The following is a 22,676-nucleotide window of genomic DNA, read 5'->3' on the forward strand; positions in this document are numbered from 1 at the left end:
TTGTTTCACAGGGGATGCGTCAGAATTCCATCCATGTTCCGCCGATCTGTTTCGTTTGGGGCCTTGCTGCTGGCGTTGCAGGTGGTCATTGTCCTGATGACGACCTGTGCCGCCGGGCTGCTGGCCGCCAAGCTGCAGAGCGACCGCATCCGCGACTCGTACAAGGACCGGATGCTGTCGGTCGCGGAGAGCGTGGCGCGGCTACCGACAGTCATCGAGGCGTTTGGAACCGTTGACCCGTCCGCGTCCATCCAGCCGTTGGCCGAGGTGATCCGGAAGGCGTCCAACGTGACGTACGTCGTCGTCACCGACGGCAACGGCGTCCGCTACGCCCACCCCGACCCGAAGCGCATCGGCGAGCACGTGTCCACCGACCCGAGCACCGCGCTGTCCGGCGAGGTGTTCGTCGGCACGGAGACGGGCACTCTCGGCACGTCGTTGCGCGCGAAGGTGCCGATCCGCGCCTCCGAGGGCCGGATCATCGGCATGGCCTCGGTCGGCATCCTGGAGAGCCAGCTGTCCGACGACCTCGCCGAGGACCTGCCGGAGCTGATCGGCTGGCTGGCCGCGGCCGCCCTCATCGGCGTGCTGGGGGCCGCGCTGGTCACGCAGCACGTGCGGCGCCGGATGTTCCGCCTCGAACCCGCGGAGATCGCGCAGCTGCTGGAGACCAGGGACGCCATGCTGCACGGCATCCGCGAGGGCGTGGTCGCCGTGGACGACCAGGAGCGGCTGGCACTGGTCAACGACGAGGCGATGCGCCTGCTCGGCCTGGCGGAGGACCCCGGCGGGCAGCCGGCGGCGGAGGTCCTCGACGACGGCCTGCTCGCCTTGGCGCGCGGCGAGGACGACGTGGCGGACCGGCTGGTGCTCGCCGGTGAACGGGTCCTGGTCGCGAACCGGATGACCGCCAAGACGCACGACCGCGCGGTCGGCGTCGTGCTGACGTTGCGCGACCGGACGGAACTGCACGACGCGTTGAGGGAGCTCGACGGCCAGCGCACCGTCACGGAGGTGCTGCGGGCGCAGGCCCACGAGTTCTCCAACCACCTGCACGTCATCGGCGGTCTGCTGGAGCTCGACCGCGGCCCGGACGCGGTCGCGTACATCGAACGGGTCGGCGGAGCGGGGTCGCTCACCGCCGACATCATCGACGGGGCGAACACCGACCCCGCGCTGGCGGCCCTGTTGCTGGCAAAATCCTCCACCGCGCACGAACGAGGTGTGGAGCTGCGGCTCGATCCCGGCAGCTCCGTCGACATCCGTGCGGGCGACGACGCGTTGACCGTCCTGGGGAACCTGGTCGACAACGCGGTGGACGCCGTGGAGACCGGAGGAACCGTGCGGGTGCTGGTGCGATCGTCGGCGAGCGGGGTGCGGGTGGTCGTGGACGACGACGGGCCAGGGGTGGCCGAATCGCAACGAGGCCGGATCTTCGACCTCGGCGTGAGCTCGAAGGACGTCCAGGGCGCGCACGGCAGGGGAATAGGGCTGGCCTTGGTGTCGAGGGTGGTGACCCGGCGCAGGGGCCGGGTGGCGATCACCGACTCGGAGCTCGGCGGCGCGTCGTTCGACGTGTGGCTGCCGGAGACGGGGAACCGATGAGCGTGCGGACGCTCGTGGTCGATGACGACTTCGCCGTGGCCGCGATCCACCGCGGTTTCCTGGAGGCGATGCCCGAGTTCGAGGTGGTCGGCGAGGCGCACCGCGGCGGCGAGGCGTTGCGGGCCGTCGACGCGCTGCGGCCCGACCTGGTGCTGCTCGACATCCACCTGCCCGACATGTCGGGGCTCGAGGTGCTGTCACGGCTGCGCGCCCGCGGCGGGTCCCCGGTCGACGTCATCGCGGTCACCGCGGCGCGCGAGCGGGAGACCGTGCGGCAGGCCATGTCCCGCGGCGTCGACAACTACCTGGTGAAGCCGTTCACGCGCACGGCGTTCATCGATCGCATGCGCGAGTACCTCGCCCAGCGCATCGAGGTGCAGCGGCTCGGGCAGGTGCTCGACCAGGACGAGGTCGACTCGTTGATGCACCACCGGCCGCGGACCCCCGCGATGCCCAAGGGGTTGTCGGCGGTGACCCTGCGGCTGGTGACCGATGCGTTGCGGGACAGCGAGAACGACCTGTCGGCGCAGGAGGTCGGTGACCGGGCGGGACTGTCGCGGGTCAGCGCTCGCCGCTACCTGGAACACCTGGTGACGATCGGCAAGGCGGAGGTGCAGCCGCGCTACGGCATGGCGAACCGCCCGGCGCACGGGTACCGGCTGACCTGATCGATCACTCCACAATGGACGTTCCATCCTCGTGGAGGTCTTGTGAAGGTTTCACCGCAACCACCGCGGTCACTGGCATGCTCGGGTGCATGAGACATGGGGGCAAGGTTCTGACAGCAATCGCCGTTCTGGCCGGACTGGTCGCGAGCGGCCCCGTCGCGCAGGCGTCGGAGGATCCCGGCTGTGCGGCGGGAGTGCGGTTCACCTCGAACTACACCGAGGCGGCCTCGGGGCTGCGCGTGATGTCGGTCGAGGTGGCCAACTGCGGGACGGAGGCGTTGCAGCTCAACGGGTATCCGCAGGTGAGCCTGTTCGACGCGGAGCGCCTGCCGTTGGACGTCGCGATCCTCGAGGGCACCGGCGGGATCACCGTCCTCGACGGGTTCGACGACCCGCCGCAGCCGATCACCGTGCAACCGGGGGAGAGCGCCGCCAGCGCGTTCGTGTGGCGGAACACGAACACCTCGCTGGAGCCGCCGCAGGTCGCCGAGCACGTCGAACTGGCGACCGCTCCGGGTGCCGTGCAACAGCCGTTGATCGCGGTGGCACCGCAACAGAGCATCTACATCGACCTCGGCAGCACGGGACGGATGGGCGTTCGCGCCTGGTACCGCTAGCAAGGGGAGCTCAGGGGAGCGGGGTCGTGTCGGACGTGTTAACTCTTCCGGCGTCGCGGCGTTTCCGTGTTCTGATGGCCGCATGTCGGCCACCGCGCTCCTGAGCTTCACCTTCGTCGCGCTGCTCACCGTCATCACGCCCGGCCTGGAGACCCTCCTGGTGCTGCGGACGGCGCTGCTGGTGGGCCGCCGTGCCGCGATGGGCGTCGTCGTGGGCAGCACGCTGGGCTGCCTGGTGTGGGCGACCGCCGGACTGGTCGGGCTGACGGCGTTGCTGCAGGCGTCCGAACTGGCCTACGACATCGTGCGCTGGCTCGGTGCGGGCTACCTGGTCTACCTCGGGATCAAGGCGCTGTGGGCGTCCCGGCGGCCGGCCGAGCTCGACGAACCGGCGCCGGTGCCGTCCGTGCGGGCGGCGGTCCGGGTCGGGGTGCTGACGAACCTGCTCAACCCGAAGCCCGGCGTCTTCTACGTCTCGCTGCTGCCGCAGTTCCTCCCGGTCGGTCAGCCCGCGTGGGGTGCCGTGCTCGTGGCCATCCACCTCGGCATCGGCCTGCTGTGGTTCCCCGTCCTGATCACGGCGGCCGGGCGGGCGCGTGCTTTCCTGCTGCGGCAACGGGTTCTGCTGGACCGCCTGTCCGCGTCCGCGCTGATCGCCTTCGGCCTGAAAACCGCTGCTGACGCGAGGTAGCGTGTGATCTGATGTGCCCATGTCGACCGCCGCGCTCCTGAGCTTCTCGCTCATCGCACTGCTCACCGTCCTCACGCCCGGTCTCGACACGGTGATGGTGCTGCGCACGGCGCTGTTCAGCGGCAAGCGCGCTGCGATGGGGGTGGTGCTCGGCATCTCGCTCGGCTGCCTGGTGTGGGCAGTGGCGAGCCTCGCGGGCCTGACGGCGCTGCTGACGGCGTCGGAGCTGGCCTACGACGTCGTGCGGTGGCTCGGCGCGGCCTACCTGGTCTACCTGGGCGCCAAGGCGTTGTGGGACTCGCGCAACACCGTGTCGCTGGAAGACTCCCGTCCGGTGCCGACCGCGAAGGCCTCGTTGCGGGTGGGGTTGCTGACGAACCTGCTCAACCCCAAGGTCGGCGTCTTCTACCTGTCGCTGCTGCCGCAGTTCATGCCCGCGGGCCAGCCGGCGTGGGGCGCCGTCCTCGTCGCCGTGCACCTCGGCCTCGGTCTCGTGTGGTTGCCGTTCCTGGTCGTCGTGGCCGGTCGCGCTCGTGCTTTCCTGCTGCGGCAACGGGTTCTGCTGGACCGCCTGACCGCCTCGGTGCTCGTCGCGCTCGGGCTGAAGCTGGCCTTCGAGGCGCGCTAGCGGTCGGCCGCGGCCGAGCGGTGCCACGCCGCGAGGGCCGTCCTGCTGGGCAGGCCGAGCTTCACGCGGATGTTGACCACGTGCCGGTCCGCCGTCCGCGGCGAGATGAACAGCCTCGCCGCGATCTGCTTCGACGTGAACCCCTCCGCGACCAGGCCGGCGATCGTGAACTCCTGCCTGCTCAGACCACCGGGCAGGGCGGGCAGGACCGGCCTGCGCTCGGAGGCGGGCACCGGTTCGAGCGCGAACGCCATGGCCTGGTCGGGACGCAGGTCGGCCCCCAGGGTCGTGATCACCTGGTAGTCGTCGCCGAGCGCGCGGCGGGTGCCGCGGTCCGCCCGCTCCAGCACCCGGTGGAACGGGCTCATGCCGCCGAACGAGATCCGGGAGATCCGTTCCTGCGACCGCAGGGCGCCCAGCAGCCGGGCGGCGCGGTCGAACGCCCCCAGCTCCGCGCACGCGCAGGCGAGCAGCCAGAGGCTGAACGGCGCACCCCACGTGTCGCCGAGCGCGAGCTGGATCCGCAACGCCCCCAACGCCGGCCCATGCGCCTCCGCCGGGTCGCCGTGCAGCAGTTCGTGGAGCCCGCGCAGCCACAGCCCCCAGGCGTGCGACCAGTTCACGCCGTTGCTCTCCGCCTGCCTGATGAGCCCGGTCGTCGCCTTGTCCGCCGCTTCGGCGTCCAGCAGGAAGCACGTCGCCATCGCGTGCATGAGCTCGGTGATGTAGGTGTCACCCGGTGAGGCGTGCAGACGGCACAGTTCGACGACGTGCGCGTACAACGGCACGCAATCCGGCGACCCCTCCACGAAGAAGAGGTGCGTGGCCTCGGCCAGAACGAGGTGCACGTCGGTGACCGGCAGCCGTGGCAACGTGCGCGCCTCGTTCATCAGCGGGATCGCCGTCGCCATGTCGCCGCGTGCCTGCGCCATGTACGCGCAGTGCGCGAGCAGCGACGTCCGCAACGGCGCCTCGGTGATCACCTCGCGCGCCGCCGCCAGCAAGTCCCAGGCCTGGCCGAGCATGCCGGCGAACGACGTGAACCGCGCCCTCTGGCCGTTCATCGCCATCGTCGCCCCGATCGCGGCGAGGCTGGGGGTGCGTAGGGCGTGGCCGATCGCCGCGCGGACGTTCGGCCACTCCTCCCACAGCCTGCCCATCCACAGCGCCTCGCCGGGCGAGAACCACGAGCGCGCGACCTCGTCCACGAACTCGCTGTAGTGCAGCGCATGGCGGTGCAACGGTTCGTCCGCGTCCGTCAGCAGACGCGCACCGAACTGCGACACGGCGCTGAGCAACCGGTACCGCGTCTCGCCGGTGACAGGACTGGTCGTCGCCACCACGACCGACCTGCGGACCAACGCGGACAACGGTTCCTGCACGTCCGCGTCCGCCACCGCCTCGGCCGCGGCGAGGTCGAAGTCCGCGGGGAACACCGACAGCGCCGCCCACACCAGTCGTTCCTCGTCCGAGCACCGCCGCGCCGCCCACCCGAGCACCCGTTCCAGCGTGGCGGGCCCGAGTTCGTCGAGCACCTCGGTCAGCGGCGTCCCGGCGGGTCGTGCCGCCACCAGCTCGACGGAGAGCGGAAGCCCGTCCACCGCCTTGCACAACGCCGTGACGTCGGCCTGCTCGGCCACCACCTCGGCCCGGTCCTCGAACAGCCGCACCGCGTCGTCGACGCTCAACGGGGGAACCCGCAGCACGCGTTCGCCGTAGAGGCCGAGCGGTTCCCGCGAGGTCACCAGGATCGTCAGGCCCTCGCAGCCGCGCCGGAGGTGGTGCACGAGGTGCCGCACCGCGTCCAGCAGGTGCTCGCAGTCGTCGAGGACGAGCAGCAGGTGCTTGTCGTGCAACGACTCCACGAGACGGCCGAACCCGCCGTCCGGTGCGTTGTCGACGATCCGCAACTCGGCCGCGACCACGCGGGCGAGCAGCGCCGGATCCCCGAGGTCCCCGAGCCGCACCCGCCGGACGCCGTGCCGGAACGCCTCCGCCGCGGCGAGCGAGCGCCCCGCCTCCACGGCGAGCCGGGACTTGCCGGCACCTCCCGCACCCGTCAGCGTGACCAGCCCGGTCTCGCGCAGGAGCACCTCGGTCTCGGCGAGCACCGCACCGCGGCCGATGAACGTCGTGGTCTGGGCAGACAGGGTGCCCCGCACGGTCATCGGCGCATCTTCGCCCAACGCGGCAGAGGTGTGATGACGAGCATCACGTCACCACCCTTTCGGCCTAGCGAGTTCGACCATGCGTGGCGACCCGCCCACGCGGCCGGATGATCATCTTGCTGGCGAGCCGCAGCCCCTGGCGTGCGTTGAGGTGCGGCAGGTACGCGCGGCTCACCGCGTTCGCGATGCGCGGCAACGCCGCCGAGTCCGGGTACGCCATGAACATCGGCTGGTAGGCCGGTTGGAACTTCGCCTTGAACGCGAACAGCGACCGGAACCCGTACACCGGCTCGAGCACCTGCCCGGTGAAGTCGAGGACGCGCTGCAGCGCCCGAGGGCGCTCGCCCCGGTCCAGCCGCGCGAGCGGTGCCCCGGACAGGCTGAGGAACCGCGCCCCCTCCGCCTGGAGCTGTTGCGCCGCCGAGGCGATGAGGAACTCCATCGAGCCGCGGAAACCGTGCGTGCGGCGGCGCATGAAGTCGAGCGTCCACCCCACGACCTCACCGTCGGCGTACACCGGCAGCCAGCTCGTGATGCCGTGCACCGTGCGGTCGCCGTCCACCGCGAGCAGGCAGCGGACACCGTCACCGGCCAGCTGCTCCAGCCCGCCCAGCGTGAACCCCATCTCGGGCAGGCCCCTGTCCGCCACCCACTCCGCCGAGATCGACCGGATCTGGTCGGTGATCGCGTACGGCGCGTCGGCGTACGCGCACCACTCGGCGGTGATGCCGGCCTTGGCGGCCTTGTTCAACGCCGTGCGCACGTCCTGCCACTTCTTGCCGGTGAAGCTCAGCGCGTCCAGTTCGATCACGGTGTCCTCGGCGACCTGCACCGCCGACCACCCGAGACCCTCGACCACCTCCTTCGTCTCCGCGCCCACGCTGTAGAGGCACGGCGTCCACCCGTTGCGGGCGCAGAACTCCGCGAACCCGCGCACGGCCTCGGCCCGCGCCGGGCCGATCGGGTCGCCGACCGTCAGCGCGATCGTCGCCACCACCCGGTACGCGACCGCCGTCTCACCGTCGGGCGTGAACCAGTACTGGTTGCCCCGCCACGTCGTCATGTACGACAGCGACGAACCGCCGTAGCGCCGCATCAGCTCGCGTGCCTGTGCCGCCTCCTTCTCGCACGGCGAAGGCCACGTCCGCCACGACGCCATCAGCAGACCGGTCAGCACGATCAGCCAGAACACCACGCCCGTGTACTCGAACAGCAGCGTGCCGACGAAGCCCTCCGCCTGGAACCGCAACGGCACCAGGTCGAGGTAGCCCGGCGGCAGGAACCGCGTGGGCAGGTCCGCGAGCAGTGCCGTGAACCCCGGCTCCGGCGTGAACTGGTCGCGGACCAGGTACCCGCCGAAGACGTACAGCGCCGACAGCAACGCGACGCTGCCCGCCGTGAACCGCCAGAACCTCGTGACGGCACGCCGAGGCAGGCGCACGTCGAAATGCCTGCGCGTCAACAACAACACGCCGATGATCGCGAGCGGAGCCAGCATCGGCACACCGAACGAGACCGCGAGCTCCAACGCCGTGGCGTCCGGGAACTGCGCGACGTAGACGACGTACGAACCGATGAACGCCGCATACGCCACGTTGAACACGAGCGCCGACCGCCATGCGAACCGCCAGCCGCGTCGCAGTCCTTCCGCCAGTACGAGCAACAGCAACGCCGGCAGCAACGACATCACGAGCGCGGGGAACCGGCCGTACGACAGCTGGACCGCCATCGTCCGGCACAACTCGACCGCGTCCGCGCCGCACACCGCGTCGACGTCGTCCCGCGAGGGTTGCGCGACCGCCACGACGTCCGCGAACCACCACAGCGGGCCGTTCGGGTACGGCGACATCATCGACACCACCGGCCCGAGCGCCGAAGCCGCGAGCAGCAGCGCCACCAGCACCCGCGTTTCCTGCAGGGAACGCGCCCGGGACTCGGGACCGTTCCTGAGGAAGAGCACTCCGATCACCAGTCCGGCCACGCCACCGGACAGCCTGAACAGATCTTCGAGCCAACCCGAGTACAGGGTAAGGACCAGCACCGACAAGATCGTCAACAGCCGGACGCGACGCCTCCGGAGCGGCGGCATCCGGAACGTCAGGGCGAGCACCAGGCCCACGCCGCCGATCGACGGGCCGGTCGCGACCTCGCCCACGAGCGACTCGGGCCAGCCCCAGTGCACGTCCCGCCCGGCCAGCACCAGCCCGAGGCCCAGGAACGAACCCAGCACGTGCGAGGACAGGAAGATCGCCGCTGTCCGCAGGCCCCCGAACGCGCGCTCCGCCGCCACCCCGGCCGCCAGCAGCAGCACGGTGGTGCCCACGTACCCCAGCAGGTCCATCGACCACAGCGCCGAGGTCAAGGCGGTCCACGCCGGACTTCCGGTGCCGAACCCGGTCGCCGCGAGCAGGTCCTCGCCCGCGCCGCCGATCGCACCGGTCAGCGCCCCGACCGTCCAGAAGACGACCAGGAACGCGCACGTCAGCGGCGCCGTGCGGAGGAGCCGGGCGATCATCTGACGAGTCCCGTCCGCCGCGCGAGCCACGGCAGCGACCCGAAGAGACCGTCCCTGGCCATGTTCCAGTCGTGGTTGTTCGGCAGTTCTTTCCACTGCACGTCCATTCCGGCTTTGCGGCAGGCCTCGAACACCTCGGCGTCGGCCTGGCGGTAGGTGACGTCGTCGCGGCCGGCGACGACCACGCCCGCTGTCCTGGGAAACCGCTGACCGGCGAGGACGTCCATCGGGTTGACCTCGGCGAAAGCGGCCTCGTCGCCGTCGAACGCGGCCTTGACCGTCTCTTCTCGCGTGCCGAGCGAGGGCTCGCGCTGGGGAGCTAGGGCGATGAAGTTGCCGTAGACGTCCGGTGCGCGCACGGCCAGCTGCAGCGAGCATGTGGCGCCCTGCGAGAAGCCCGCGACGGTCCAGGCCTCACGGCGCTCGTCGACGGTGAGCCGTTGCCTGATCCACGCGGGCACGTCACGCGCCAGGTACGTCTCGGACCGGCCGAGCTTCGAGTCGAGGCACAGCGGGTTCGCCGTCGAGGTCCCCAGCTGGTCGACCACCACGACGATCGGTGCGAGCCCGTCGTGCTGCCGCGCGTGGGCGTCGAGGTTGTCGAGGATCCGGCCACCGTCGAACCAGTCGCGCGGGCTGCCCGGCTGGCCCGCCATCAGGACGATCACGGGCAGCCGCGGACGGGGGGTGGTGGTGTAGGCGGGCGGCAGGTAGACCCAGGCCGGTCGTGCCTTGAACGCGCCGGGGATCTCCGCCTCGGAGACGGTGCCCCTGTCCGGCAGCCCCTCCGGCCTCTTCCAGACGTCGCCGAGCGTCTTGCCCACGGGCACCTCGACCACGCCCGACGCCGGGGGAGCGGCCTCGTCGAGGTCGACGCGGTCGTTCCTGAACAGGTCCAGCACGGCGCGAGTGGTGGGGTACTGCCCGAAGTGCGCGTTCGTCGCGACCACCGCGCTCGCCACCACGCCCAGCGCCAGCAGCACGCCGAACGCACGGCCGTACCAGCGGCCGGAGCGCAACCGCACCACTGCGAGCGTCAGGGCGACGAGAACCGCACCGAGCCACACGACCAGCACAGCCGGCAGCGGCTCCGGCCACGGCTTCCACACGTGGTCGACGACGAGAGCCAGCCCGGTCACCGCGAGAGCGCACGCCAGCACGACGATCGGCAGGACGCGGACCCACCAGGTGCGGTCCTTCCGAACGGCCAGGTACGTGACGGCGAGCACGGCCGCGACCGTGGCGGCCTGGGGGATCGGTCCGTTCGTCAGCGACAGATCCAACGGGCTGAGCATGCCGTGGATGCTTCAGGAACTCTTCAGGTTCCACATCGGAGATTCGTCTGAGTTCGAAGGGAGGAACATCAGCCTGAAGAATGACAACCCGTCAGCCGGATGACGCGTCGCGCCACGCGTTCGTCAGCACCCGCAACGCTTCCGGGTGCTCGGCGATCTCCGCGGCACGGGGCAAATCGGACTCCGCCATCCCCAAGTCCCGCAACGACGTCGCAGCGCCGAACCGCGTGGCGGTGCCGTGGATGCGCCTGGCCAGATCGGCCGGTGCGGTGTGGGGGAGCAGCGCCGTGTGCGTCGCGGCGTGCGGCATCCCGAACGAACCGCCCAAAACGTGCGCGAGCTTGTGGTGCAGTCCCATCGGGACGGACGCCAGGCAGGTCCCCGCGAGCCACGCCGACGCCAGCAGTTCGGTTCGTGCCTCCACAGTGGACGGATTTTCGCTCAAAGCGTGCAAAACGCCCTCGATCGCCTTGGCGGCGATGGCGTCGACCAACGGGTTCTCGTTGCCCCTCGCGGCGACGGCGTGCGCGAGAGCGTTGAGCGCGCTTGTCACCGTGACGTCGAGGGGCAGGTCGAGCGTCAGGTCGACGTCGTAGATCACCGTGTCCGGCTGCACCGCCGCGTCGCGCCGCGTCTTCTTCCGCCCCGACGCCGTCTCGCCGAGCACCGGCGTGACCTCGGACCCGGCGTAGGTCGTCGGCAGGACGACCTGGGGCACGCCCGCGCGCACCGAGAGCGCCTTGGACAACCCCGTGCTGGACCCGCCGCCGACCGAGACGACGCAGTCCGCGCTGTGTTCGTGCAACAACGCGAGCGCGCGCTCCGTGACTTCGACCGGCGTGTGCATCGCCGCGCCCGTGAACCTGGTGACGAGCAGCGGGCCGAGTTCCGCGGCCACCCGGTCGCCGCCGTGCCGGGCAATCAGCAGCACCCGTGCCGCGCCGAGCCGCTCGACCTCGGCCCGCACGGTGGAGGCGGTACCGCGGCCGAAGACGACACGGGTGCGTCCGGGCTCGAAGGTGAAGCTCACGGAGGACGAATATTCGCGAGCGACGCCGCGGGCGCAACAGCACAGGGTCAAGCCTTTCGGCTCTGACGGGGCGACTTCGTCACTCCTTAGCGTGAATCTTCATGAAGCGTGTTCGTGTTGTAGTGGCGTTAGCAGGGGCCCTGACCCTGACGCCCATCCCTGCCACAGCGGCGACACCCGCGTTCACCCTGTCCGGTGGCGTGTCCGCGCCGATCCACTCGATGGCCGACGCCGTGCGCGAGACCGTCTACGTGGACTCCGGGCTCGACCTCGACGGCGACGGTACCCGCGACAGGGTGGCCGCCGACATCATCCGGCCGTCCACGACCGGGCGCGTGCCCGTGATCATGGACGCCAGCCCCTACTACCAGAGCGCCGGCCGGGGCAACGAGTCCGAGGTCAAGACCTACGACTCCGCCGGCGTGCCGGTGAAGTTCCCGCTCTTCTACGACAACTACTTCGTCCCTCGCGGCTACGCGGTCGTGCTGGTCGACTTCCTCGGCACGAACCGGTCGCGCGGCTGCGTCGACGTCGGCGGGCAGTCGGAGATCGCGTCCGGCACCGCCGTGATCGACTGGCTCAACGGCCGGCGCACCGGTTATTCGACCCCGACCGGTTCCACGACGAAGTCAGCCTCCTGGTCGACCGGTGCCGTCGGCATGATCGGCAAGTCGTGGGACGGCTCGATTGCGAACGGCGTCGCGGCGACCGGCATCGACGGGCTGAAGACCATCGTGCCGATCGCGGCCATCAGCTCCTGGTACGACTGGTTCCGCTCGGACGGCGTCGCGTACCCCGGCTACAGCTCGCCGACCGGGCTGGGCTCGCAGTTCGAGAACTCGAACGCGCGCTCACGGTGTGGTGCCGTGCGCACGCAGATGACGAACGGCTCTCCTGCCAACGGCGACTACACGTCGATGTGGCAAGCGCGTGACTTCGTGCGCAACGCCTCGCGCGTGAAGGCCTCCATCTTCGCGATCCACGGTCTGAACGACCTCAACGTGAAGACGCTGCAGTACGGGCAGTTCTGGGACGCCGTGCCCGCGACGGTGCCGAAGAAGCTGTGGTTCTCGCAGACCGCGCACGTCGACCCGTTCGACTTCCGGCGCGGCGAGTGGGTGCCGACGTTGCACCGGTGGTTCGACCGCTGGCTGCTGAACGTGCAGAACGGGATCGAGAACGAGCCGCAGGTGTCCGCCGAACGCGCGCCGGACCAGTGGGCCGACGACCAGACGTGGCCTCCTGCGGGGACCGTCAGCACCGTGCTGCGCCCCTCGGCCGCGGGGCTCGGCACCACGGCGGGAACCGGAACGGCGGCGTTCACCGACAACGGCAGCGCGACGCCCTCCACCTGGCTGTCGGGTTCGAACACCGGCCGGGTCATCTACTCGACCGCCCCGCTGACGTCGGACCTGCGCGTCGCGGGCACCTCGTCGATCACGGTCGGGGTGTCGTCGTCCACGCGCACCGCGCACCTCACGGCGTACCTGGTCGACTACGGCCCGGCTCGGGTGCGGACCGGTGAGGGCATCCGGACGCTGACCACGGAGTCGTGCTGGGGCGAGAGCCGCACTGGCGATGACGCCTGTTACCGCGACACGGAGGCAACGGCGGGCAACGTCGACGCGCAGATCATCGCGCGCGGGTGGGCGGACCTCGCGAACTACGAGTCGCTCTCGGTGCCGCGCACGATCACGCCGGGGACGAAGTACCGCATGACGTTCCGACTGTCCACAACGGACCACGTGATCCCGGCGGGGCACCGGCTGGGCCTGCTGATCGGCGGGACCGACTCGAGCGCGATCGTGCGGCCGAGCCAGCTGCCGAGGCTCACCGTCGACCTCGCGGACACCTCGGTGCGCGTCCCGTTGAAGGGCTCGGTGCCGGCCGCCTCGACGGCTCCGCTGGTGGCGAGCAGCGTTTCCGCTGGTACGAAGGGTGCGTTGGGCTAGCGGCCCGGGCTGTCGGTGCTGCTCGCTAGCATCGGCGACATGGGTTCAACCGACCACGGAGACGCGCTGCAGGTCCTGCAGCGCGTCTTCGGGTACCCCGAGTTCCGCGGCGACCAGGCCGCCATCGTCGAGCACGTGATCGCGGGTGGCGACGCGCTCGTGCTCATGCCGACGGGTGGCGGCAAGTCCCTGTGCTACCAGGTGCCGGCGCTGGTCCGGCCGGGCACGGGCGTGGTGATCTCCCCGCTCATCGCGCTGATGCAGGACCAGGTGGACGCGTTGCGGGCGCTGGGCGTGCGCGCGGGCTTCCTGAACTCCTCGCTGTCGTGGGACGAGCGCAGGATGGTCGAGGCCGAGTTCGTCAACGGCGAGCTGGACCTGCTCTACCTGGCGCCGGAGCGGCTGACGTCCGAGGCCACCCTGAAGCTGCTCGACCAGGGCGAGATCGCGCTGTTCGCGATCGACGAGGCGCACTGCGTCTCCCAGTGGGGCCACGACTTCCGGCCCGACTACCTCTCGCTGACGCACCTGCACGAGCGCTGGCCGAAGGTCCCGCGCATCGCGCTCACCGCCACGGCGACGGAGGCGACGCGCAAGGAGATCCTGACGCGTCTCGACCTGGGCGACGGCCGCCAGTTCGTCTCGAGCTTCGACCGGCCGAACATCCAGTACCGCATCGTCGGCAAGAAGGAGCCGAAGAAGCAGCTGCTGGACCTCCTGCGCGGTGAGCACCAGGGCGACGCCGGCATCGTGTACTGCCTGTCGCGCGCGTCGGTGGAGAAGACGGCGGAGTTCCTGGTGGCCAACGGCATCCCCGCGCTGCCGTACCACGCGGGCCTCGACGCGTCGGTCCGCCAGCGCAACCAGGCCAGGTTCCTGCGCGAGGACGGCCTGGTCATGGTCGCCACCATCGCGTTCGGCATGGGCATCGACAAGCCGGACGTCCGCTTCGTCGCCCACCTCGACCTGCCGAAGTCGGTGGAGGGCTACTACCAGGAGACGGGCAGGGCGGGCCGCGACGGCCTGCCGTCCACCGCGTGGCTCGCCTACGGCCTGCAGGACGTGGTGCAGCAGCGCAAGATGATCGAGTCGTCCGAAGGCGACCTGGCCTTCCGGCGCCGCTCGCAGGCGCACCTCGACGCGATGCTCGCCCTCTGCGAGACGATCACGTGCCGCCGCACGATGCTCCTCGAGTACCTCGGCGAGTCCGGCGTCCCCTGCGGCAACTGCGACACGTGCCTGGCGCCGCCGGAGTCGTGGGACGGCACCGTGGCGGCGCAGAAGATCCTCTCCACGGTCTACCGGCTGCGCAAGGAGCGGAACCAGAAGTTCGGCGCCGGCCAGACCATCGACATCCTGCTGGGGCGCAAGACCGCCAAGGTGATCCAGTTCGACCACGACCAGCTCAGCACGTTCGGCATCGGCGAGGACCTGAACGAGAGCGAGTGGCGCGGCGTCGTCCGCCAGCTCCTGGCGCAGGGGCTGCTCGCCGTGGAAGGCGAGTACTCGACCCTGGTGCTGACGGAGGCGAGCTCCGAGGTCCTGGGCCGCAAGCGCGAAGTGAAGCTGCGCAAGGACCCGACGCCCACCCGCTCGACGACGCGCACGGCTTCCGCCCCCGCCGCCAAGCCGAAGGTCGACCTCCCCGCCGACGCGGGCCCGCTGTTCGAGCAGTTGCGCGAGTGGCGTGCCGGCCAGGCCCGCGAGCAGGGCGTCCCGGCGTACGTGATCTTCCACGACGCCACCCTCAAGGCCATCGCGGCCTCCCGGCCCGGCTCGCTGGCCGCGCTGGGCGAGGTGAGCGGCGTGGGCCAGGCCAAGCTGGCGAAGTACGGCGAGCAGATCCTGGAGGTGGTGGCGGGCGCCGGTTCCGCCGCACCCGCCCCGGCCACACCTTCGCCCGCCAAGTCCAAGCCGCGCACCAGCAGCACCGGCGGCGCGGCGTGGGGGTCGGGCGACGGCGCGGCGGACGAATGGCCGGAGCCGGAGGAGCCCGACGAGCCGATGGACTGGTGACAGGGCCGCTCAGCGACCACAGGACGATGCGCCGATCCCGGCACGGCCGCGCGGCAGTGCCGGGGTGAGCCGGGCCTCCAGCCGTGCCGAGGCCCTGTGCCGCACCGCCGCCACGTCGGGCACCGGCTCCGCTGCCAACCGGCCACGCCGGCTCGCCGGCCATCGCGCCGGAAGCCTGCGCCCGTGCTGGTCCGCTGGGCAGCTCACGTGACCGGCGACCCGCCGGTCCTCGGCCCCTCTGCCGCCGGGACCGACCTCAGGTCACCTTCTCGATCTGAACGCGCTTGATCACGCTCTTGCCGGACTCCCCGACGAGCGCGAACGCCTCGCTGTTCAGCACGACGCAGGCAGGCCCGACGCCGACGATCCGCACCGTCGACTGCTTCCCGTTGTCGAGGTTGGTGACCCGCACCGAAGTCCCCACGGGGAGCTGTGACGAGAACGCACCGGGCGCACCGCCGACGGGTGACAACCCGACGGTCGCACCGTCGCACACGACCTGCCCGACCACTCCGGAAGCACGCACTCGTGACACCGGGGTTCTGGTCGCCGGAATCGGTGCGGGCGCGTTCCCGACGATTTCCACGCGCACCCGGCGAAGGACGTCCTCCGAACCGCCCCGATCGGAATCGGCTGACCGCACGGCATCGAATGCCGCGGTGTTCAGCACCGCGCAGCCGCCGGACTCCGCGACGACCGGAAGGGTGACCGCGCGGCCGTTCGCGAGATTGGTGACGCGCAACGACGTGCCGACGGGAAAGCGGTCCGACAGCACGCCCGCCGGTCCGGTGGAGGCGACGGCGCGCACCGGGTGCCCGCCGCACACCTCCTTGCCCGCCACGTCCGGCTGCGACGCCGGCGCGGCGGATCCGGAGAGCGCGAAGGCCGTCCCCCCGATGGCCGCCACGACGAAGAACACCCCGGCGCCCGCGATCCAGCCCCGTGACCAGCGCATGTGCACCACCCCACCTCTCCTGCGAGGCGTACGGCCCGCGGATCAAGAAGGTTCAACGGCGCGTGGCCCGGACCAGCGCGGTCGGGTCGCACGACGCGAGGTGGTCGCGCAGAGCGCTGTGCATGAAGCGGTACTCGCCGTCGACTCGCGTGAGCAGCAGCCTGTCCTGCGCGAGGTGGAGCAAAGCCTTGCGGCGGAACGACAACTCGCCCAGGGACAGGGGCCTGGTGACGCCCTCGGCGGCGACTTCCGCCAGCGCGTCGAACGGCCAGACGTAGTCACGAGCGGCGGTCGGCGTCACCAGCAAACCCAGTGCCACGCCCAGCGCGGTGCCCCATGATCCCGTCGTGCCGATCCCGCCCAGCAGACCGGCCGCGCCGAAAACCGGGATGGCCGGCTGGACCCACCACGGCCGCCCGAGCCGCATCCGCTGGTGCTGCGCCGGACGCACCGTGCGCCACACGCGCCCCACGGCGGCCGCGAAAACACCACCCGCCACGCCGGCGGAGAAACCGAGCCCCATGCCCGACAGCACCGCGTAGGGGCCGGTCCAGATCATCGCGACGCCGGGCGCGGCAGCGATCAGCACCGCCCACGGCACGGGCGCGTCACCCGGTATGAACCCCAACGCCAAGAAGAATGACGCCACCACCACGAACACGTACGTCACGAAATACGGCCACGACGTTCCGATCTCGCCCAGCCACAATCCGACGAGCCCGACCAGCAATCCCGCGAGCACGCCGGCGAGGAATGCCAACGCGGCCGTGATGATGCCGTGCGCGCGTCCGGGTGGGTGGAAGACGTGCGGCAGTTTGTTCACCATCACGAGCAACGCGGACGCCGTGACCACGAACACCAGAGCGGACCACAGCCCGAGGCGCAGTCCGGTCATGAACGCCACGGCACACACACCACCGGCGTACGCGGCAGGGACTGCGCGGATGAACAACAGCCACAACGGACGCGTCGGTAGCAGTGGAAGCCACGCTCGGCGGTGAGGCATGTGCACAGGTGCACCGAGGTCTGGTCTGCCCAATCGTGCGAGGAACTTCAACGCGCGAATGGTGGGTCCCGCACCGCGTTGACCGGAGAGCCGTTCCACCACGAAGGACCCCACGAAGTCGGTGCCGATCGTGTCGACCTGCTTGTCCAGGTGCGTGAGAGCCAGCAGGTTCAGCGCCAGTGGTGAGTCCAGCAGGTCCCAGATCTCCGGGGTGAGAGCGGACTCCAGGCTGTCGAGACGGGGGCTGACCGAGGCGATGTACTCGAGCACCTGGCCGCGCGACAACGGCTCGACGAACACTGACGGCAGGTTCTCGATCGGACCTGTCGAGCACACGACCGAGGCGAAGGGCGCGAGTTCGGACTCGCAGTGCGCCCGGTCGACGCGCGGCACCTCGTCCAGGCCGTCGACGAGGACCGCGACGCGTTCCCGGCGCAGCCAGATCGTGCCCGCCGAGCGGCTGATGCCGTAACGCCGGTTCATCTCCCGCAGCAGCCAGGCGGTGAACTCAGTCGGCTTGCGCGTGCCGTACGCACGCCAGGTCGCCAAGTCCACGACGACGGGAATCGGTGCCTCGGGGTCGTTGCGCGCCCGCTCGACCAGCGCGAGGCACAGTTCGCGCAACAACGTCGACCGCCCGCTGCCCACCGGCCCGACGAGGACCATGGTGTGACCGAGGCGGTCGTAGACGGCTTCGAGATCAGAAGAGGACATTCCCTCGCCCTCGACCCGCACGGCGAGCCGGGGCTGCTTCAGCACTCCGAGCTTGATCTGCGTCTGAGCGGCCAGCGAGGACGCGAGCAGTGCCTTCACCCGCGACTCGACCCGGCTGAGCGCGGCGGTCCGGCTGCTGGTCTCGTGCCCGCGGACCCGCTCCCAGAGCGCGAGGCCGATCGCGACGAGCACCATCGCGCCGACCGCGGGCCACAGCCACCGGCCGAACTCGCCGATGAACCCCGGTACCGCCCCGCCGGTGCTCACACTGATGGCTGCGGGAAGCAACAGAACGACGGTGACCAGGCACAACGCGGCCAACGCGGTCAGCCGTGCAGCCCTCGTCACACCGCTCGGATCCACTTCCACCTCCGCGATCCCGGCGAACGACGGTAACCGTGCTGCCGGGATCGCGGAAGTGGCTCAGACGCGTGTGCACGCACGCAGGCGCGGATCGTCAGATCAGGCGTAACTCACATGCGCAACAACCCGCATGCGCAGCCTGCGGAGACCCACGCTGAGTAGACCTGTCCTACTGCTGTTGGCCGCCGAAGTTCCGGAGGCCTTCCTTGAGCTTGTTCTCGCCCTGGTCGATGTGCTCGGTGTGCTTGCCGCCGGTCTTGTCGTCGGCGAACTGCCCAGCGCGTTCCACACCCTGGTCGACCTTGTCGCCGTGCTGGCCGATGAGGTCCTTGGCCTTGTTCTTCATTTCCTCGAAGCCCATGACTGCATCACCTCCCTATGGAGCGCGGGTACCCGGTCTCGGATCCGGAACACCTCGCTGGATCGAGTGAAGTGCCGCCACCGGGCTCACCCGCGCCGCGCGGCGAGCAGACAGCAGCTACCTGCGACAGCCACTCGATGCCGAGCCCGGCAACGCACCGATGAGGCCGTGCGGACCGGCCTAGGCTGGTGACCAGGAAGCCGAGTTCCTTGCGAGTCAACCCGATCGCACGCAGCAGACCGAACTCACGAGTCCGTTCGAGCACCGACAACCTACTGGCGCTCACGGCGTGCGGTCAGAAGAGCTACACCTGCAGGCCTTCTACGACACTGAGGGCACCGGCCGGGCCGAGGCCTCGCTCAAGGCGAAGCCACAGCAAGGGCAGGTGAAGTGCAAACTGCATACGAGATCACCGCGGACACGGACAGCTGAGTGATCCGTTAACCCTTGCCCGGCCGCCTCCGGCTCCACTAGGAAACGCGCATGAGGCGAATCGCAGCTGGTCTGGCAGTGGCGGCACTGGCCGTTGGGTTCATCACCACGGGCACCGCGTCCGCCGAGGAGCAGGTGGCCAGGCCGGACTGCGGCTACACCGCGACCCCGGAGGAGCCGGCCGCTCGCCCCGTTTCGATCCCGCGCGACCCGTGGTTCACCAAGGGCAAGGTCCTCGTCAAGGTGAGGACCAACCAGGGCGACGTGCCACTGCTGCTCGACCGCACCAAGGCGCCGTGCACCGCGCACAGCTTCATCCACCTGGCGCTCCGCGGTTTCTACAACCAGACCGAGTGCCACCGCCTCACCGCGTACCCGACGTTGAAGGTGCTGCAGTGCGGCGACCCGTCCAACACCGGTGAGGGCGGCCCCGGCTACAGGTACAGGGACGAGTTGCCGACGGACCTCGAGCCCGCGCCGAACGACCCCACCGGCCAGCGCCGCATCTACCCGCGCGGCACTCTCGCGATGGCCAACGCCGGTCCGGACACGAACGGCTCGCAGTTCTTCCTCGTGCAGTCGGACTCGATCCTGCGCCCGAACTACACGGTGTTCGGCCAGATCCTGCCCGAGGGCCTGAAGACCCTGGACAAGATCGCGGCCGGTGGCATCGCGGGGGAGAACCCCCTCGACGGCCGCCCGAACGTCAAGTCCGAGCTCAAGTGGGTGCTCCCGCTCGGCATCTAGTTCGAGGCCCAGCCCTTCAAGGCACCGTAGAACGCGTCAGAGAGCCGCCGGACCACCTGCTCGTCGGGTAGTCCGGCGGTTTTCGTGAGGTCGAGGATCTCCCGCGGGTCGAACAGGGCGTTGTGCAGGAAGCGCGCCACGTTCAGCAAAGAATCGGGCAGCGAGAGGTCGATCAGCACGCCGCGCAACGCCTGGTCCCACGCGTTGCATGACAACGCGGTCATTCCGTCGCCGCCGTGGAGGCGTTCCAAGAAGCCTTTCTGGGACCAAAACCGCACTATCACCGGACCGTGCACGCTCTGCAGCTTCACCCAGCGCGTGGCCTGGTGCTCGAACAGTTCTTTGCCGGTCTTGCGAGACCGTTCGCCGTGCTCGACCAACGACGCTATGACGTCCTCGTGGTACGCGACTACCAGCGCCTCCACGGAAGGGAAGTGCCGGTAGGCCGTCGCTTGCGAAAGCGCCGCTTCACGCGCGATGGACTGCATCGTCGCGGTTGCTGGTGCAGCCCGCAGGACGTGCGTCGCGGCTTCCAGCAATCGCTTGCGGTTGCGGCGTGCGTCGCTGCGGCTGTTTGTCTCTTCCGGCAGAACGCCCTCCTACCCCGCGAACCGATGGCGAGATGCAGGATAGGGCGAACGATCAGCGGAATGATGCGATTCCGGTCAACGCGTGGCCGATGGATAGCAGGTGGATGTCGGAGGTCCCCTCGTAAGTAAGGACCGATTCCAGGTTGTTGGCGTGGCGCAAAGGCGAGTACTCGAGCGAGATGCCGTTCGCGCCGAGGATGGTGCGGCTTTCCCGGGCGACGGCGATGGCCGACTCGACGTTGTTGTACTTGCCGACGCTGATCTGCTCGGGCTTCAGCGTGCCGGCCTCCTTGAGCCTCGCGAGGTGCAGCGCGAGCAGCATCGAGTTGCCGACCTGCACCGTCATGCTCGCGAGCTTGCGCTGGGTCAGCTGGAAAGCGGCGATCGGCTTGTCGAACTGGACGCGCGTGCCGGAGTACTCGAGCGCGGCCTGCAGCGAGTCCCGCGCCGCGCCGACGGCTCCGAACACGATCCCGAACCGCGCCTCGTTCAGACAGGAAAGCGGAGCGCGCAAGGAGGTCGCGAGCGGAAGCCGAGCACTTTCCGGCAGCCGCACGTCCTGCAGCACCAACTCGGAAGTGACGGATGCTCGCATCGACAGCTTCTGCTTGATGTCCCGAGTGGAGAATCCCGGTGTGCCCCGAGGAACGAGGAATCCTCGAACGCCCTCCTCCGTCCGCGCCCAGACGGTCGCCACGTCCGCCAGCCCGCCGTTGGTGATCCACGTCTTGGTGCCGTTCAGCACCCAGTCCCCGCCGTCCCGCACGGCCCGCGTGCGCATGCCGGACGGGTTGGAGCCGAAGTCCGGCTCGGTGAGCCCGAAGCACCCGATGGCCTCACCGGCGGCCAGCCGCGGCAGCCATTCCTGCTTCTGCTCCTCCGACCCGTACTTCCAGATCGAGTACATCGACAGCGAGCCCTGCACGGACACGAAGCTGCGGATGCCGCTGTCGACGGCCTCCAACTCCAGGCAGGCGAGCCCGTACGCCAGCGCCGACGTCCCGGCGCACCCGTACCCCTCCAGGTGCATGCCCAGCACGCCCAGCTTGCCCAGTTCCCGCGCGAGCTCGCGCGGGAGGACGCCCTCCTCGAACCACGAGGCGATGTGCGGCCGCACGTGGTCGGACAGGAACGCCGCCACGGTGGCCTGGATGTCGCGCTCCTCGTCGCTCAGCAGCGACGGGATGTCCAGCAGCTCCAACGGGTCCTGCACGTCACGGCTCCAGCTTCGGCGGGCGCAGCCGGTAGGTGACCGGCGTGCGCGACAGGCGGATGGGGTTCGCGACGAGCGTCATGTCGCCGATCGTCGCGGTGGGGTTGAGGTCCAGCGACTCCGCCAGCGCGAACGCGCGCGCGACGTCGTTCACCGGCCCGCACGGAACGCCCAGCGGCGGCAGCGTCTCGAACCAGTGCTGGGCCGGCCGCGACCGCAGCCGGGCGGAGAGGACCTCGAACAACGCGTCCACGTTCTGCACGCGGTCGGAGTTCGTGGCGAAGCGCCCGTCCGTGGCGAGCTCCGGCACGTCCAGCACCGAGCACAACCGGCGGAACTGCCGGTCGTTGCCCACCGCGAGCACGATCGGCTGGTCGGCCGTGGGGAACACCTCGTACGGCGCGATCGACGGGTGCCGGTTGCCCATCGGCTGTGGCACCGAACCGGCCAGCGTGAAGCCCGCGCTCTGGTTCACCATGCTCGACAACAACACCGTGAGCAGGTCCAGCTCGACGAGCTGCCCCAGCCCGGTCGCCTCCCTGTGCCGCAGCGCCGCCAGGATCCCGACGCACGCGTGCAGACCGGTCAGCACGTCGACCAGCGCCACACCGGTCTTCACCGGCGCGTGCGGGCCGGGCCCGGTGACGCTCATCAACCCGCCCACGGCCTGCACGAGCAGGTCGTAACCGGGCAGGTCCGCACCCTTGCCCGAACCGAACCCCGAGATCGAGCAGTACACGAGGTCGTCACGCCCCAGCGACTCGTAGTCCAGCCCGAACTTCTTCATCGTGCCCGGCTTGAAGTTCTCGACCACGACGTCCGCCCGCGCGATCAGCTCGCGCGCCCGCTCCCGGCCCGCCCCGGTGGACAGGTCGATCTGCACCGACGTCTTGTTCCTGTTGACGGACAGGAAGTACGTCGCCTCGTCCTCGTAGTGCGGCGGACCCCACGTCCGGGTCTCGTCGCCCCTGCCGGGCTGCTCGACCTTGACGACCTCGGCACCGAGGTCGCCCAGCACCATCGTCGCGTACGGCGCCGCCAGCACGCGGCTGAAGTCCGCGATCACCACGCCTTCGAGTGAGCTCATGCGATCGTCTCCCGCCGATCGGT

18 protein-coding genes are annotated in these 22,676 nt (G+C 70.2%); 8 read left to right on the forward strand and 10 right to left on the reverse strand.

From position 1 onward, the window contains the following. Nucleotides 1-96 precede the first annotated feature (96 nt). From V1227_RS37220 to V1227_RS37240, 5 genes are all read left to right on the forward strand, one after another. The gene (locus tag V1227_RS37220) at nucleotides 97-1,605 is read left to right on the forward strand and encodes a sensor histidine kinase (protein ID WP_329789806.1); all 1,509 of its coding nucleotides are present in this window, start codon (nucleotides 97-99) and stop codon (nucleotides 1,603-1,605) included. Then, a complete protein-coding gene (locus V1227_RS37225; RefSeq protein ID WP_329789807.1) occupies nucleotides 1,602-2,273 on the forward strand; it encodes a response regulator in 672 nt (223 codons plus the stop codon). Before V1227_RS37220 ends, V1227_RS37225 begins: the two co-directional genes overlap by 4 nt. A gap of 89 nt (nucleotides 2,274-2,362) precedes the next feature. Further along, nucleotides 2,363-2,890 (forward strand): DUF4232 domain-containing protein, encoded by a 528-nt coding sequence (locus tag V1227_RS37230; RefSeq protein WP_329789808.1) that lies wholly within the window; start codon nucleotides 2,363-2,365, stop codon nucleotides 2,888-2,890. 82 nt (nucleotides 2,891-2,972) lie between these two features. Then, on the forward strand, nucleotides 2,973-3,581 hold the full coding sequence (locus V1227_RS37235) for a LysE family translocator (protein ID WP_329789809.1): 609 nt from the start codon (nucleotides 2,973-2,975) through the stop codon (nucleotides 3,579-3,581). 19 nt (nucleotides 3,582-3,600) lie between these two features. Continuing rightward, nucleotides 3,601-4,209 (forward strand): LysE family translocator, encoded by a 609-nt coding sequence (locus V1227_RS37240; protein WP_329789810.1) that lies wholly within the window; start codon nucleotides 3,601-3,603, stop codon nucleotides 4,207-4,209. Here V1227_RS37240 and V1227_RS37245 read toward each other — a convergent pair. The 4 genes from V1227_RS37245 to V1227_RS37260 all read right to left on the reverse strand — a co-directional run bounded on the left by V1227_RS37245 (nucleotide 4,206) and on the right by V1227_RS37260 (nucleotide 11,217). Next, a complete protein-coding gene (locus V1227_RS37245) occupies nucleotides 4,206-6,377 on the reverse strand; it encodes an ATP-binding protein (RefSeq protein WP_329789811.1) in 2,172 nt (723 codons plus the stop codon). The genes V1227_RS37240 and V1227_RS37245 overlap by 4 nt on opposite strands. Before the next feature lie 64 nt (nucleotides 6,378-6,441). Continuing rightward, the gene (locus V1227_RS37250) at nucleotides 6,442-8,892 is read right to left on the reverse strand and encodes a bifunctional lysylphosphatidylglycerol flippase/synthetase MprF (protein WP_329789812.1); all 2,451 of its coding nucleotides are present in this window, start codon (nucleotides 8,890-8,892) and stop codon (nucleotides 6,442-6,444) included. Continuing rightward, entirely contained in the window at nucleotides 8,889-10,187 is a 1,299-nt protein-coding gene (locus tag V1227_RS37255) for an alpha/beta hydrolase (RefSeq protein WP_329789813.1), read from the reverse strand. Before V1227_RS37255 ends, V1227_RS37250 begins: the two co-directional genes overlap by 4 nt. A 91-nt stretch (nucleotides 10,188-10,278) precedes the next feature. After that, nucleotides 10,279-11,217, reverse strand: coding sequence for a maleylacetate reductase (locus V1227_RS37260; protein ID WP_329789814.1), 939 nt, complete (start codon nucleotides 11,215-11,217; stop codon nucleotides 10,279-10,281). A 101-nt stretch (nucleotides 11,218-11,318) separates the two neighbouring features. Between V1227_RS37260 and V1227_RS37265 the strand changes: the two genes are divergently transcribed. Both V1227_RS37265 and recQ read left to right on the forward strand, forming a co-directional pair. Further along, nucleotides 11,319-13,169: a Xaa-Pro dipeptidyl-peptidase gene (locus V1227_RS37265; RefSeq protein ID WP_329789815.1), complete on the forward strand. Its 1,851-nt coding sequence runs from the start codon at nucleotides 11,319-11,321 to the stop codon at nucleotides 13,167-13,169. A 39-nt stretch (nucleotides 13,170-13,208) separates the two neighbouring features. Beyond that, complete coding sequence (gene recQ, locus V1227_RS37270; protein WP_329789816.1) at nucleotides 13,209-15,185, forward strand: DNA helicase RecQ; 1,977 nt, start codon at nucleotides 13,209-13,211, stop codon at nucleotides 15,183-15,185. A 256-nt stretch (nucleotides 15,186-15,441) separates the two neighbouring features. Here the strand turns inward: recQ and V1227_RS37275 are convergent, their stop codons facing one another. From V1227_RS37275 to V1227_RS37285, 3 genes are all read right to left on the reverse strand, one after another. Then, nucleotides 15,442-16,140: a hypothetical protein gene (locus V1227_RS37275; protein ID WP_329789817.1), complete on the reverse strand. Its 699-nt coding sequence runs from the start codon at nucleotides 16,138-16,140 to the stop codon at nucleotides 15,442-15,444. 52 nt (nucleotides 16,141-16,192) lie between these two features. Then, nucleotides 16,193-18,208, reverse strand: coding sequence for an NACHT domain-containing protein (locus V1227_RS37280; protein WP_329789818.1), 2,016 nt, complete (start codon nucleotides 18,206-18,208; stop codon nucleotides 16,193-16,195). 184 nt (nucleotides 18,209-18,392) lie between these two features. Next, nucleotides 18,393-18,584: an antitoxin gene (locus V1227_RS37285; protein ID WP_329789819.1), complete on the reverse strand. Its 192-nt coding sequence runs from the start codon at nucleotides 18,582-18,584 to the stop codon at nucleotides 18,393-18,395. A gap of 483 nt (nucleotides 18,585-19,067) precedes the next feature. Here V1227_RS37285 and V1227_RS37290 point away from each other — a divergent pair, with 483 nt between their 5' ends. Then, nucleotides 19,068-19,763 (forward strand): peptidylprolyl isomerase, encoded by a 696-nt coding sequence (locus V1227_RS37290; protein ID WP_329789820.1) that lies wholly within the window; start codon nucleotides 19,068-19,070, stop codon nucleotides 19,761-19,763. Here V1227_RS37290 and V1227_RS37295 read toward each other — a convergent pair. From V1227_RS37295 to V1227_RS37305, 3 genes are all read right to left on the reverse strand, one after another. Next, nucleotides 19,760-20,302, reverse strand: a complete 543-nt coding sequence (locus tag V1227_RS37295) for a TetR/AcrR family transcriptional regulator (protein ID WP_329789821.1) — start codon at nucleotides 20,300-20,302, stop codon at nucleotides 19,760-19,762. The two genes, V1227_RS37290 and V1227_RS37295, sit on opposite strands and share 4 nt — an antisense overlap. Before the next feature lie 103 nt (nucleotides 20,303-20,405). Next, complete coding sequence (locus tag V1227_RS37300; RefSeq protein WP_329789822.1) at nucleotides 20,406-21,566, reverse strand: acyl-CoA dehydrogenase family protein; 1,161 nt, start codon at nucleotides 21,564-21,566, stop codon at nucleotides 20,406-20,408. A 1-nt stretch (nucleotide 21,567) separates the two neighbouring features. Next, complete coding sequence (locus V1227_RS37305) at nucleotides 21,568-22,653, reverse strand: CaiB/BaiF CoA transferase family protein (RefSeq protein ID WP_329789823.1); 1,086 nt, start codon at nucleotides 22,651-22,653, stop codon at nucleotides 21,568-21,570. Nucleotides 22,654-22,676: the final 23 nt, after the last annotated feature.

It is taken from the genome of Lentzea sp. DG1S-22 (assembly GCF_036321065.1).
Taxonomy (GTDB): Bacteria; Actinomycetota; Actinomycetes; order Mycobacteriales; family Pseudonocardiaceae; genus Lentzea; species Lentzea jiangxiensis.